Here is a 13877-nt window from a genome sequence, read left to right on the forward strand (position 1 = left end):
TCTAAATGAACAAATGGAGGAGCAAGATGAACTCATTTTTAATACAAAAATATAGTCCGCAAAGAGATAAGGCGCAAATTGAACATATGTTACTTCACAATAAGGATTTATTAAAGAGTTTTTATCAAAATGAAGAAAGCAACAGAGAGAACATTGTGGTTGCCATTATGAATGATACATCCATAGGCTTTCTTTCATTTAACGGGTTTGGAAGAAAACCACAAGCAATCCTGTTTGTTAATAATGAGTATGACACAATGGAAGTCGGCTCCAAGCTTATAGAAGAATATGAAAACATGCTTATACATAATGAAACAGTAGAGCATACAGTACTCAATGTTCTTTCTAGCAATGCTCAATTAATCAGCGTTTTGGAAAAAAATAATTATCGCGTATACTTTGCCATCTATAATATGTAACGAACAGGCGCTCCCTTTCCTTCAGAGAATATCCTGGTTAGAAATTATGAGGAAAAGGATTACTTTGAATGGGACAGAGTTTGCGAATTAGCTTTTTATCATATGCGTCAACGTGTAGGTATGTATCCCTCATTTTTTTATAAACCTGTGGAATGGGAACGGGAACAGTATGCGGAGAATAAAGATAATATGTTTGTAATGATAGTTGATGAAACGATAGTAGCAGTAGGCAAGATAGCAGGAAATAAAATAAGTATGGTTGCTATTTCGATAGAACATCAATCACGAGGTTATGGAAGATCTTTTGTGAAATTTCTTATTAATGAAATCATTAGTAGAGGTGAAGATAAGGCCATACTTGAAGTAGTGAAGGGGAATTTTGCGAAAGCCTAATATGAGAGTCTTGGGTTTAAAGAAACGGAAATGTACCACAACTATATCAAGTATTTTAGACCTGACACGAGACTTAGCGCTCCACCTGAGAATTATTAAAAAACTCAAAAATATAACGACAAGCGAGGTTTAAATGGATAATCCAGAGAATTTGACCCAAGCGCTGTCTAAGTTTTATGAAGAACTTGAACGATCTGATTTACCGGTTAATACTTTTATGCTATTGCGTAAGGGAGAAGTTATTACCGAGTTTTATCGTCAACCGTACCGCAAAAACGTTCCCCAGGTTTTATTTTCTCTGAGTAAGAGCTTTACATCTATTGCAGCAGGCATAGCATGGGATAACGGTTATTTTGAATTAACGGATAAAGTGGTTTCTTTTTTCCCGGATCAGCTTCCTAGCTCAATTTCACCTAATTTAGATAAGATGACGATACATCATCTTCTTTCCATGAATACAGGACATAACAATAATATATATGGTGCGATAGCCAAGCAAAATGATTGGGTTCGTGCCTTTTTAGCTTTGGACGTAGAAGATGAACCGGGAAGTTATTACAATTACAATACACACGCCACTTATATGGTTTCGGCTATTATCGAAAAGACGACTGGAGAGAATCTTGTTGATTTTCTAATGCCAAGATTATTTGCCCCATTGGACATAGAAAGACCGGAATGGGAGACTTGCCCGTTAGGAATTGTTGCTGGTGGAATGGGACTAAGCATACCAACAGATGGAATTGCGAAATTTGGCCAGATGCTCCTCAATCAAGGAGTTTACAATAGCTGTAGAATTGTTTCTGAAGATTATTTAAAGCTGGCGCTAAATGAACAAAGCGATAATCGTTGGGGACAAAATAAGGCTGATTGGTCAAACGGATATGGTTATCAGTTCTTTATGTGCAGGAATGGATGTAAGATGGGGAATGGAGCTTTTGGTCAATTGTGTTTCATTGATCCGAGTCGAGAGATTGTGATTGCTGCAACTTCAAGTTTTACCGAGATGAAGAAGTTACAGGATTTTTTAGATATCATATATGCAAATTTACTGAACCATGATTGGTCAACGGATGTTTCTAACATTATTAAATCTCCTACATTTATCTCCTTAGTAGACAGGATAGTTAGAGTAGATTATAGATCGTACAGTGGAATTTATATCTTTGAAGATAATAAGCATAAAATTAAAGAATTAATACTGAAGTTTGAAGAAGATCACCTTAGTTTTTCTTTACTTTACGACGATCATTTAGATGAATTTAACTTCAATTTTTTAAAGCCTGCCAATGCAAAATGTTTATTTATTAAAGACTTATCCCTTAGTGAGCAGGAAGTTTGTACATCTGCAAGCTGGCAATATGCTGATTCTAAATTAATCCTCACGGTATATTACATTGAAACCCCTTACGTAGTTGATTACACCTTGAGTTTTAGCGGTAAAAAAATTGAATTGCATATGCATAGGAATCTTTCCTTGGAGGATAGAGAAGACATAACTGTTATTGGTTGGGAGGGATGAAATGATCAAGGGTAAAGGATGGATGGCTGTTTTATTTTTGCTGTTTTCTTTAGTTTTTGTGGGAATCACACATCAGGGGACTATGTTTGGGGATTACCTCTTCAGAACCATTGGAATTCCGCCTTGGAGCGAGCCTGCGACAAACCATGGTTTACATTACTCAGCGATATTCGGGATCATTATGTTAATCGTCAGTGGGAGTTTAACTATAAAGCACTTTAGACAGCGTTATAAAAAATATGTAGGTAGAACCGTTTTGCTTGCTATCATCATTTTCATTACGTTATATCCATTTCTAACAGAACGATTGTATTATCTTGTGAATATGAACAATGAAGGAATTGAAGTTGTGGATTTTCTGGAAAAAGATTCGCACTGTATGTACGGTACTCAAGAGGATATAGTGAAGGTTCAATGTACAATCAGGCTAATCAACTATGGCGGGCAAAATGAAACCGTTATGATTCGTCCAATCTTTCGAGAGTATGGTAATTCTCAAGGGATTTGGTCATTCGCAGAGGTTCAGCCGCAAGAGATTACATTGTTACCAAGATCTAATATTAAACATAACATTCACTTTGAGAGTAAGCCTGATGCTCGGATCGCTGAATTCGGGGCGAACGGTAATACCGATTATTTTGGTGTGGAATTCGTCAAGGATGGACAGAAAAAGGTAGTCTTTAGGGACTGAATTGATAAAAAAATTTATGTCAGTTTTAGCTTTGGTATTATTACAGCTGAGCAGTAACGGAGGGGAAGGTTTCCAGTGACTCAACGACTGATAACAAAAGTGAACCAGCGCCTCGATAGTGTGCGTGTGCTGGTTCAAGAAATGATCATGTCTTTAGGTAGCGAACAACGGAAACAGGAAGCGTGTGTTCACCTGTACGGAGTGTCTAGCTTCGCTTCATTGCTTGCCATGAAAAGAGAACAAAATCAGGAATTGGCAGCCATTATAGGACTGCTTCATAATTATTATTTCTTCAAAACCGGAGTCAAGGATTTTCCAGGTCCCAACAGTGCAGATACCGTAAGGCCTTTATTAAGAGACTTGAATATGTTCACCAATGAAGAGCTGACTCAAATTCTAAAGGCGATCTTCCATCAAGGGGATAGGAATAAAGTTAAGGGTCCCTATGAAGAGATTCTAAAGGATGCTCAAGTTCTACAATTACATTTGCAGAATAGGGACTGTAATGTAACACAACAGGACACGAATAGGCTTCGGAATGTACTTCGTGAAATGACGATTCCAGAGGATTTTTTGGAAGAGATAGATTACAGTAGCGGGGCTGAAGTTCACCAGCCTACGGATAAACGAGGCAAGTTGGCTAATATTGCTGAAGCATTTGGAAAAGAAAACATTGTTGGAATACCAGGAAACGAACGATATCGAGAAATCTGTAAATATTGGCCTGACCAAGGGATTTATAAAGTATTACAAAACAATTGGTGCGCAGCATTTGTATATTACTGCTGTATGCAAGCTGGCTTTCTGCTGCCGATTCGATATCCGAATGCTGATTTTCGATTAGCTGGCGTAGGGGCATGGTTAGAGTGGGCGCAACTACCTGAGACCGCATTTTTTTATTTTGACGGGCAAGAGGGGTTTACTCCTCAACGTGGTGATATTGTGATTTATGAAAAATTGCTAACTAATGACCCTCACGATCATACAGGTATTGTTTTAGCATGCGATGACAAAGAGATCTTAGTTGCTGAAGGAAATAGGGATAATCAGAATTATTCCAGTGTTTTCTACAGAGATCGCTGGCATTGCGTATATGGCTATATCCGTATCGCTAATGACTATGAATTTGAGTTTAATGGAGAGTATACTCCAATTAGTTGAGGATGAAGAAGATTGCTTAATGGGCGAGTGTAGGAATTATATACTTGCCTTTTAAAAATGTTAGAGTTATCATAGATTTCTAAAGTCGTTAATGGAGGTGCTGAATGAAATATTCCCAAGCGACAGATTATGCACTTCATGCAATGCTCTATATGGTGACGGTGGCGTCTGATAAGCCGGTGGGTGTTCAATTGCTTGCTGAGAAGCTGGGTGTTTCCCAAACCTATCTGTCCAAAATGATGACTAAGCTAGTGAAGGCTGGATTAATTCAATCTGCGCCTGGCGCTAATGGTGGGTATCGTCTCAGACGCAAGTCGGAGGAAATCTCTTTTCTGGATATTATTCATGCGATTGAAGGAACTGCTTCCTTTTTTGAATGCAGTCTAGATCACGGAAGTGAATGTCTGATTCAACAGGTTGTGATTGACGCTGAACGACAGATGGAGCAGTACTTAGAGAACACGAAAATTGCAGATTTGGCAAAAACGATGAAGACGGAGTAAAGATCCGTTCTTTTTTCGGGCTTATTAGAGATAATATAAATCCGTAATAACTTTAATGTGGGTTTTGATACTAAAATGTGAAGTTTAAAACAATGGAGGATGATTACAATGACTGATGAGCAAAAATTAAATGCCAAGAGGGCGACCTATGAAAAAACAACTCGTATTTCGATTCCCTCTTATGATTCATTATTTTCGATGATCCAATCTTATTTTCGCTTCGAATTAGGTGACATCCCTGTATCTTTGCTCGTGGTCGGTGCGGGGGGAGGAAATGAATTTTCGGCATGGGGTCCATCTAACCCAAACTGGACATTTACTGGAGTGGATCCTTCGGAAGATATGCTTAAGATCGCGAAGTTAAAGATAGATGAACTGGGCTTAGAGAGCCGTGTCAGTCTGATTCCTGGGACAATCGATGATCTTCCTCAGCAGGACTCAAAGTTCGATGTGGCAAGTTGTATTTTGGTCCTTCACTTCATTCATGATGTTCAAGAAAAATTGAAATTGCTTCGCTCCATAAAGGATAATCTGAAACCGGGTGCTCCATTTGTTCTCGTAAGTGCATATGGAGATTTGGATGATCCTGAACTCCACGACAGAATAAATGTATGGAAAAGCTTTTGGGTTGCAGGGTATGAATCTCCCGAAGCGTTTGATAATGTAAGTAGCAATATTACGAAAATTTCTTTTCTTCCTGAAAAACAAATTGAAGAGTTATTGAAAGAATCAGGCTTCACGAGAATCACTCGATTTTATTCTACTGGAATTATGGCAGGCTGGATGTGTCACGCGGGGTGACTTGAATACTTTCGGACTCAGATGACGTTATTTGCATATATTTAGCCTTTGGGGCATGATTTCGGACTCCAGTGCTGCTATTCCTTAAATAGAGGATGATATATGGTGATTATCAAGCTCATAGCGGCTATGGAGTCCGCGAGCACCCTTAATATAGTAAAAAGTAGCGCATAAGGTCAACTGTGTCCTATAGCGGCTTCGTTCGTGTGAATAATATCTAATCAAACCAAGTTTAAGGATTAGATCAGCGATCAGTTAGATTCAAAAAGTAAGGGTGCCCAACAGCCATTGTATGGCTATGGACACCCCATTGTTTTTAACGAAAGTGACTAATCTATACATGAAGCTTGTAACGATTTGCTTTGCTCATCTGCTGAATGTCTGCAAGTTCCTCCGAAGTGAGTGGAGCTACATCAGCAGCCATTACATTGCTTTTTAATTGCTCCAGACTGCTTGCCCCAGGAATAATAACGGCTACAGATGGATTAGCTAGTGGATAATGCAGCGCTGTTTGCGCAAGATTGCGCGAGTCACTAGTTTCCTGCGAAAGTTGATCATGTAAATTCAGAAGTTCCTCACTACTGTAATCTAAGTAATTCTTTTCCGCCTTGCTGCGGCCACGCTCTGATAGAATGCCCCCTGCTAAAGGTCCGCGTGCGATCATGCTAATTCCATGCTTAGCTAGCAGAGGAAGGATTTCTTCCTCAGGACGTCGATCTAAAATGCTATATTGGCTCATAATACTTACAATATTTGATTTTTTCACATATTCTCTAATTACATTAGGACGAATAGAAGAGATCCCATAATAGCGGATAAGACCCTCTTGCTTAAGTTCTTCAAAAGCTTCAATCGTTTCGTCAATTGGATCTTCAATAGTGCCGCCATGCAGCTGGTATAGATCGATGTAATCCGTTTGCAGCCGTTTGAGACTATCTTTGACTGCATTTTTAATATAGGCTTTTGAAGGGTCCCAGCTCCAGCCTTCTTGACCGGGAATTCTGCGGTTGCCAACTTTTGTTGTTAGGATTACATCCTGACGACGTTGACGAATGGCTTTGCCAATAATCTCTTCATTACGGCCCTCATCATAAAGATCTGCTGTATCAACAAAATTGATTCCTTGATCGAGTGCTTCATGAACAATGGAAATGGCTTTCGCCTCATCCGTACCCAAAGACATACAGCCAAGTCCTATTTCACTTACATACAAATCGGATTGTCCTAAACGATTTTTTCTCATAGCGCATTCCTTTCTACTTCTGTTGTTGTTATATTATAACGTTTTGGAGATTTGAATTCTAATGGTGCTGCTGACTTCCATTGACTTTATGATCTTTTGGCTTTATCGTCATAGCATATATTATTTATTAGATGAAGATAGATAGGGAGAGATTTGATCATATGGAACAAGCGATGTTTGCAGGCGGATGTTTTTGGTGCATGGTGACACCGTTTGAGGAATTACCAGGCATTCATGGAATTGTATCGGGATATGCGGGAGGGTTAACTGAGAATCCAACCTACGAAGAAGTCAAAACCGGAACAACGGGGCATTACGAGGTTGTGCAGATTACGTTTGATCCAGCGCTTTTTTCATACGAGAAGCTGCTTGAATTATATTGGCCTCAGATTGACCCTACCGATGATGGTGGACAATTCCAGGATCGAGGGACTCAGTACCGGACAGCTATCTTCTATTATAATGAAGAACAGCGGTTAGCGGCTCTTGCCTCGAAAGAACAGGTTGCGGGCAGCGGCAGATTCTCCGGTCCAGTCGTTACGGAAATTCTTCCGGCGCCAACTTTTTATCGTGCAGAAGAGTATCATCAGGATTATCATCATAAGAATCCTAAGCACTACAAAGAAGATCGGGAGCAATCCGGTCGGGATACTTTTATCGCAAAACACTGGTAAGCATTGAAAAATCTAGACCAAGAGCATCCTGAGTCATACATGGCTTACGGGATGCTCTTTTTGCATTATATACAAATTTTATTTATTTTAAATTCTACATACTTTCCACACATTTGTAGACTAAACTACTCTAAATCAAGCGAGAACATCACACAGGAGGGTTTAGGATGAAAAAAATCATACCATTTGTTGCCGTTAGTTTGCTTTTGAGTACAGTGATAACAAGCTGCCAATCAGGCAATAATGTTCCATCTAAGGTTAATTCGCATGCTAGTTCTGCAACGGTGGAGCCACCTTGGATAGCTACGAAGAATACTACTCGCATTAACACTTCAGATCCGATTCAAGCCGCAGTGTTAGTTTCTCAGACTTTATGGACTGCGCAAACAAAGAATAATAGACCCTCAAGTGTAGTTTTGACGGATGTGAGTAATTGGCAGATTGCCGCAGTTAGTGCAGATTTGATTCATCATCCCAGTAACGGCCCCGTCCTGTATACCACAAAAGATGGGGTTCCTGAGGTTACCCTCGCAGAACTTAAGCGACTGAATCCAATAGGTGCTGATGGCAATAATGGGGTTCAGGTAGTGCTTGTTGGGCCTATGGCATCTAATGTAGAACAACAATTAAAGGCCATTGATTTAAAAGTAGACCGGATAGAAGGGGATGAGCCAGCGGCTGTAGCTCAGGCTATAGATACTTATTACGCTAAAGCAGCCGGCGAACTTCCAAAGTCGGTCATAATTGGTTCTATGGATAGCCCTGAGTACACGCTGCCAGCAGTGAATTGGATCGCACATATGCCGGAACCTCTACTCTATGTAACCAAAGACGAAATTCCTAACTCAACGGTCGAGGCTTTAAAAGAACGTGGAGGTAGTGCAACTATTTATATCCTAGGACCAGAAGACATTGTCTCAGCAGATGTAGAAAAGCAATTAAAAGAATACGGAACAGTTACCCGTATAGCTGGACAAGATGTTTTTAAGAACGCTATAGCTTTTGCAAGTTTTAAGGATGCCAATAACGGATTCGGCTGGGGAATCACTACACCCGGTCATAACCTGTCTTTGTTAACCACGGATTCAACGATGCTCGCTATCGCCGCTGCGCCGTTTTCCCATTTGGGGAAACATGCGCCGCTTATTTTTACAGAAAAAGACGGGCTGCCAGATTCAGTAATGGAGTATATGATGGAGCTTCAACCTAAATTTCAAGATTCACCAGCGGAAGGTCCTTACAATCATGCTTGGATAACTGGAGATAACCTTGCAATAAATGAGCGAGCACAAAGTGAAATTGATGATATGCTAGAAATCTCACCTACTGCAGGAGGCAATCCGCATTCCGGCCACTAACCATAATCACAGGCTGGCATCATTTAGGGATGATGTCGGCTTGTTCTGTGTTTTTTTGTATAATGAGAAGAACTAGGTCATAAAGAGGGTGAACGGCTTGAATAAACTACAGATACTGATCGTAGATGATGAATGGAACATGCGGAATTTATTGCGGATTTATTTAAGTAAAGAAGGGATGTCTACAAAAGAGGCGTCAACGGGTCATGAGGCACTCCAACTGTTGAAACGACACAGCTTTGACCTAATCTTGCTGGATGTGATGATGCCGGATATGGATGGCTGGCAGGTCTGCAAGCTGGTGAGAGAGACAAGCTCTATCCCAATTCTAATGCTAACCGCACGTTCTGAAACCAAGGATAAGGTACGTGGTCTCGGTATAGGTGCAGATGATTATCTTACTAAACCGTTTGAGCCGGAAGAATTAGTGGCTAGGATTTATTCTCTGCTGCGGCGTTCAACACTTACATTTGCCCACCAACCTCAGGATAAGGTGCTCACATACCCTGATTTTAAAATATACCCAGAAGCTAGGGAGGTACATATTCAGGATACATCCATTGAATTCACTCTCAAGGAGTTTGATTTACTGGCTACTTTGGCGCAAAACACTACCCGGGTTTTTACGAGAGAAGAACTGGTGGAACGATTATGGGGGAATAATTATGAGGGGGAGAATCGTGTTATCGACACCCATATTAAGAATATCCGTGAGAAATTGCATAAGGCAGGCCTCTCCTATAATCCGGTTCAAACAGTGTGGGGGTTAGGTTATAAATTTCACGCTCCAGGTAATCTGGTATGAAAAATAACATCATCGGACTTAAGCTTGGTTATATTATAATGTCTGTTTTTTTAGTAGTTTTGCTTGTCCTTGGAATTACTATAGACCGGATGTTTACAAGCTTCTATTACAACGAGATGCAAAAAGAGACGGAGGAACTCACCTCACATTTTATCGGAATGGCGGAATCGCAGGATAGTTCAAATGAGCAGATGATGAGTACCTTTGCAGAATTTTCGGATGTCAGTATCTTTAATATCTCGAAGGATGGCAATGTGATACTCCACTCGGGTGTACATGATCGTTCGGATCGTTCATTCATCCAAGCTTCGGATGTTAGCCGGATTTTCGCTGGGAAAAGTGTTGATTTTGAGTATAAAGATCCTGCTGGACATTCTTATTTTATCATTGGAAAACCAATAATGGAGGGGGATACAACTCAGTCTGCACTTTATGTAATGTCCTCTACAGAGAGTATGAAGCAATCTTTGGCTTCCATCCGGAATCTGCTGCTGATTGCAGGAATAGGGGCTTTTATATTGGCTATAGGGATCACTGGTGTGATCGCCATGATTTTGTCCAGACCTCTGATCAAGATGCAAAAGGCAACCCGGAAAATCGCGGCTGGCGAGCTGGAAACGAGACTTTCTATACGTAGCAACGATGAGATTGGTTTTTTGGCAGAGGCTATAAATGATCTGGCTGTCGATCTGCAACGATACAGGGATACACGTCAGGAATTTCTGGCAAATATCTCACATGAGCTGAGAACGCCCATTACATATTTGGAGGGGTATACCAAGGTAATAAAAGATGGACTTTACGAGACCGAAGGGGAAAGAGATCTATACTTGGATATCATTCATCAGGAAGCACATCGGCTCCAGCATCTTGTGGATGATTTATTTGAACTGGCAAAGATGGAGGAAGGAAAGGTTACTCTTACCCAAGAGTGGATCGATCTCAGTCAGCTAGCGGAACAAGCCGTGCGCAGAGTTGAACTGAAAGCAAAGGAGAAGGGGTTACTGCTGAAGCTTCAGCTTAGCGGAGATGCGTATATGATCCGTGGAGATCAAAAACGTATGGAACAGATTATTATGAACCTTCTGGAAAATGCAATTCGTTATACGGATGAAGGTGAGATTATTGTTCATATGGAATTTGCAGCGGATGCTGCAACTCTAATTGTTGAAGATACAGGAATAGGTATTCCTGAGGAAGAGCTTCCCTATATCTTCGAGCGTTTCTACCGGGTAGAGAAATCACGTTCAAGACAATACGGCGGTTCAGGTCTGGGACTTTCCATTGTTAAAAAGCTGGTGGAATTGCATGGAGGCAAGATTCGAATGATAAGTCAGCCTGGAGCGGGTACTCGTTGCGAGGTGCAACTATTGAATCTATCTAAATCCGAATAAATGTAAGTAAAAAGAGACTTCAGATACAAAATGAGGTCTCTTTTTTGCTTGTTTATAATGTTATTGATTCGACTCAAGCTCTTCAAGTGCCCATTCGCAAAATTGTATAGAGCTCTCCATATCAAGCACACGTTTGCGGATCAGTAAATAACGTCCAAAAGTTGTGGCTTTTAACTCACGAGTCTCACCGCGTTCATCACGCAAGACTTCGTTTGCTTTGAGCAAAACCTTGTATCGCTCCAACTCACTCTTACAAAACTCTGCACGTTTTAGTAATAGGTCCTTGGCTTCTGCGGGGTTGGATAGCCATAAGCTATACAGCTTAAAATGCAGTTCATCCCGTAGCACCGGAGGCTCTGCAGTAGTTTCCACCCATTGCCGCAATTGCTCCAGTCCTGCTTCCGTAATGGAGTATTCTTTTTTATCCGGTTTGTCGGTCTGTTCAATGAGCTTAAAGGTGATATAACCTTGTTGCTCCATGCTCATTAATAGAGGGTAGATTTGACTATGTCCAGCACGCCAGAGCGGCTTGATATTCTGAGTTAATTCATATCCAGACAATGAGTTAGCGCTAAGTAAAGCTAGAAGTCCATAAGACAGTGTATTCATTACTATAAAGCCCTCCAGTTATTATAAATCCGTTTTCATTGAATTTTTCGGGGATATGTCATCATTGACATATTGATCATACGATTATAACATTATTCAAGTCACCTTATATATGTAAAAGTAGACATATAAAAAATAATGAGGAGGGGAAGCATGGAAGAAAATCAAGCAAGCAAAATACATTTTTGGCCGATCATGATTGCCATATTCTTCGGAAATTTCGTCTCTGTCTTAAGTACAACGACGATCAACATTGCTGTTCCTCTTTTAATGGATCATTTCAATACGAGTCTGAACACCATGCAATGGATGGTCACGGGCTTTATGCTGGCGACAGGAGTAACCGCACCACTCGCCGGATATCTCGGAGGAAGATTCAGCTACAAAAGGCTTTATCTTTTCGCCTTGATGGGATTCACCATGTTCTCTTTGCTTTGTGCTTTGGCATGGGATCCAACATCATTAATTGTATTTCGGATGCTTCAGGGTTCGTGCAGCGGTCTCATTATGGCTTGTACGATGACCATCATATTTCAAGTAATTCCGGGAGAACGCAGACCGTTTGCTGTAAGCCTCTGGTCGCTATCCGCGATGGTCGCGCCAGCCATAGGTCCGACGTTTAGCGGTTGGCTGCTCCAATATGCCAGCTGGCATTGGTTATTCTTAATTAACATTCCTATTGGAATTATAGCTGTTATTCTAACCCTAACGTTAATCCCATATTATCGAATGAATATTCCGAAGTCATTTGATATTCCTGGTTTCCTCACCGTTGTCCTCGGTAGTTTATCGTTATTAACCGCATTTAGCCAAGGCAACAGCTGGGGATGGACTTCATGGAAAACTTTATCGTTAATCCTTTTGGGGGTTGTGTTGTTAATTTTGTTTGTTTTGCGCGAGCTGAAGGCGGAGGTGCCTCTGCTGAATTTGCGTGTATTCCGTAATCGCCGTTTTACCGCCATGCTTAGTATCTATAGTTTGGTTACGATTGCGATGTATGCCGGAACCTATTTAACCCCTTTGTTCTTACAAACGGTAGAAGGGGCTACAACGCTTAAAACAGGGCTGATTTTATTGCCGTCCTCGATCCTCCTTGCCTTACTGAGTCCAATCGTAGGTAAGCTGTATCCAAAGTTCGGACCTGTGAAGTTGATTTCTGCGGGTATTTTATTTATATTCATCGGTTTATTCATGCTTAGTCGGCTGCAAACGAACATATCTTATAGCTTTATTATGTGGGCGATGGTCGTTCGTAATCTCGGCATTGGACTAGCCAATGTTCCAAGCAGTACAGCCTCAATGGAGGAAATTCCCGTCGAATGGTCTGGGCATGCTACGTCGATCAACAACTGGGTCCGCAATGTGTTAAGCTCACTTGGGATTGCAGTATTCACCTCCCTGTTGTCGAGTAGATCTTTACTCCACTCTAAAGAGTTGATCAGCTCCGGTGCAAGTAATACAGATTCGATACGTTTACTATCGTTCACGATGGGTGTGAATGATGTTTTTGTGGTAGGTTCCATTATCGTGTTGTTTGGATTTCCGCTGATGTTTTTATTACGCAAGAAGCGTACTGTGGTAACTGTACAAAGCGCGGGATAACCGGTACGAGACAAAAAGCAGATCAAGGTTTTATCCTTGATCTGCTTTTTGACTTAGATTACGTTATGTTAATAAACTTTAATGCATCATATCGCCCATTCCACCCATACTGCCCACAATTTCCGGATTAATCATCCCAAATATCATCGCTATATGCGCCACGACCAAGAAGCCACTAATTAGCAGAAAATGCAGCTTCATCTTGTGCTCTTCCGATCGTTTACGGGCAATCAGATCAAGATCTAACAAAGCCAGTGGCAATAAGAAGAGTACTCCGCTTAAATAGAAGCCCACGGCTACGATATCTACCCATGTGTGCCATTCACCATTCACAGACAAAGGAATAAACGCAGTTGGGAACAAGTAAAGGAATACCCCTGTGAAATATAACCCTGCGAGTATGCTGCAGACTTTGTTGAAGGATCGTAGTGGGCCTTTTAGGTTCTTGGTGAATAAAATAATAAACTCTGTAATGGTAATCGTCTCAGCGAAAATCACGGGGATTGCCATGAATATAATCAAGTTCCAAGGCTGGTTGTCCGCTAGCAAAGACATGTAATGCGTCATGTTCATAAGATACTCCTCCGATAATATGTAATAGCTTCGGTTACTTATCGTATTCGAGAAGTATGTGGAAAGTATGTGGAAACGAAGGTATGATAAATATATGCAATAATAACAGTCGAGGGGAGCAAGACAACC

General features: G+C 40.9%; 15 protein-coding genes. 12 read left to right on the forward strand and 3 right to left on the reverse strand.

Annotated features, from left to right (window positions below; all coding sequences use genetic code 11):
• Positions 1–26 precede the first annotated feature (26 nt).
• The 7 genes from MHH86_RS14495 to MHH86_RS14525 all read left to right on the forward strand — a co-directional run bounded on the left by MHH86_RS14495 (position 27) and on the right by MHH86_RS14525 (position 5490).
• Positions 27–419 carry a GNAT family N-acetyltransferase gene (locus tag MHH86_RS14495; protein ID WP_036678145.1) on the forward strand — a complete coding sequence of 131 codons (393 nt, stop codon included), beginning with the start codon at positions 27–29 and terminating at the stop codon, positions 417–419.
• A gap of 102 nt (positions 420–521) precedes the next feature.
• The gene (locus MHH86_RS14500; protein ID WP_143766086.1) at positions 522–812 is read left to right on the forward strand and encodes a GNAT family N-acetyltransferase; all 291 of its coding nucleotides are present in this window, start codon (positions 522–524) and stop codon (positions 810–812) included.
• Between the two features lie 133 nt (positions 813–945).
• Complete coding sequence (locus MHH86_RS14505; RefSeq protein WP_051491007.1) at positions 946–2334, forward strand: serine hydrolase; 1389 nt, start codon at positions 946–948, stop codon at positions 2332–2334.
• A 1-nt stretch (position 2335) separates the two neighbouring features.
• On the forward strand, positions 2336–3025 hold the full coding sequence (locus MHH86_RS14510) for a hypothetical protein (protein ID WP_036678141.1): 690 nt from the start codon (positions 2336–2338) through the stop codon (positions 3023–3025).
• 75 nt (positions 3026–3100) lie between these two features.
• The gene (locus MHH86_RS14515; protein WP_235219402.1) at positions 3101–4186 is read left to right on the forward strand and encodes a CHAP domain-containing protein; all 1086 of its coding nucleotides are present in this window, start codon (positions 3101–3103) and stop codon (positions 4184–4186) included.
• Positions 4187–4290: 104 nt separating this feature from the next.
• A complete protein-coding gene (locus tag MHH86_RS14520) occupies positions 4291–4689 on the forward strand; it encodes an Rrf2 family transcriptional regulator (protein ID WP_036678138.1) in 399 nt (132 codons plus the stop codon).
• 108 nt (positions 4690–4797) lie between these two features.
• Positions 4798–5490: a class I SAM-dependent methyltransferase gene (locus tag MHH86_RS14525; protein ID WP_036678136.1), complete on the forward strand. Its 693-nt coding sequence runs from the start codon at positions 4798–4800 to the stop codon at positions 5488–5490.
• A 334-nt stretch (positions 5491–5824) separates the two neighbouring features.
• Here MHH86_RS14525 and MHH86_RS14530 read toward each other — a convergent pair whose 3' ends face one another.
• Positions 5825–6733, reverse strand: coding sequence for an aldo/keto reductase (locus MHH86_RS14530; RefSeq protein ID WP_036678134.1), 909 nt, complete (start codon positions 6731–6733; stop codon positions 5825–5827).
• Between the two features lie 161 nt (positions 6734–6894).
• Here MHH86_RS14530 and msrA point away from each other — a divergent pair, with 161 nt between their 5' ends.
• The 4 genes from msrA to MHH86_RS14550 all read left to right on the forward strand — a co-directional run bounded on the left by msrA (position 6895) and on the right by MHH86_RS14550 (position 10964).
• Positions 6895–7407, forward strand: coding sequence for a peptide-methionine (S)-S-oxide reductase MsrA (gene msrA, locus MHH86_RS14535; protein ID WP_036678131.1), 513 nt, complete (start codon positions 6895–6897; stop codon positions 7405–7407).
• A gap of 167 nt (positions 7408–7574) precedes the next feature.
• Positions 7575–8765: an ArsR family transcriptional regulator gene (locus MHH86_RS14540; RefSeq protein WP_051491006.1), complete on the forward strand. Its 1191-nt coding sequence runs from the start codon at positions 7575–7577 to the stop codon at positions 8763–8765.
• Positions 8766–8862: 97 nt separating this feature from the next.
• Positions 8863–9570 carry a response regulator transcription factor gene (locus MHH86_RS14545; protein ID WP_178420260.1) on the forward strand — a complete coding sequence of 236 codons (708 nt, stop codon included), beginning with the start codon at positions 8863–8865 and terminating at the stop codon, positions 9568–9570.
• A complete protein-coding gene (locus MHH86_RS14550; RefSeq protein ID WP_036678128.1) occupies positions 9567–10964 on the forward strand; it encodes a HAMP domain-containing sensor histidine kinase in 1398 nt (465 codons plus the stop codon). The genes MHH86_RS14545 and MHH86_RS14550 overlap by 4 nt, the downstream gene beginning before the upstream one ends.
• A gap of 60 nt (positions 10965–11024) precedes the next feature.
• Here MHH86_RS14550 and MHH86_RS14555 read toward each other — a convergent pair whose 3' ends face one another.
• On the reverse strand, positions 11025–11573 hold the full coding sequence (locus tag MHH86_RS14555) for a PadR family transcriptional regulator (protein WP_076141670.1): 549 nt from the start codon (positions 11571–11573) through the stop codon (positions 11025–11027).
• 153 nt (positions 11574–11726) lie between these two features.
• Between MHH86_RS14555 and MHH86_RS14560 the strand changes: the two genes are divergently transcribed.
• Positions 11727–13175: an MDR family MFS transporter gene (locus MHH86_RS14560; protein ID WP_038570799.1), complete on the forward strand. Its 1449-nt coding sequence runs from the start codon at positions 11727–11729 to the stop codon at positions 13173–13175.
• 78 nt (positions 13176–13253) lie between these two features.
• On the opposite strand, the gene MHH86_RS14565 is transcribed toward MHH86_RS14560, so the two are convergent.
• Entirely contained in the window at positions 13254–13748 is a 495-nt protein-coding gene (locus tag MHH86_RS14565; RefSeq protein ID WP_038570801.1) for a DUF6803 family protein, read from the reverse strand.
• Positions 13749–13877 lie beyond the last annotated feature (129 nt).

It is taken from the genome of Paenibacillus sp. FSL F4-0097, from assembly GCF_038593125.1.
In the GTDB taxonomy this organism is placed as follows: domain Bacteria; phylum Bacillota; class Bacilli; order Paenibacillales; family Paenibacillaceae; genus Paenibacillus_AQ; species Paenibacillus_AQ odorifer.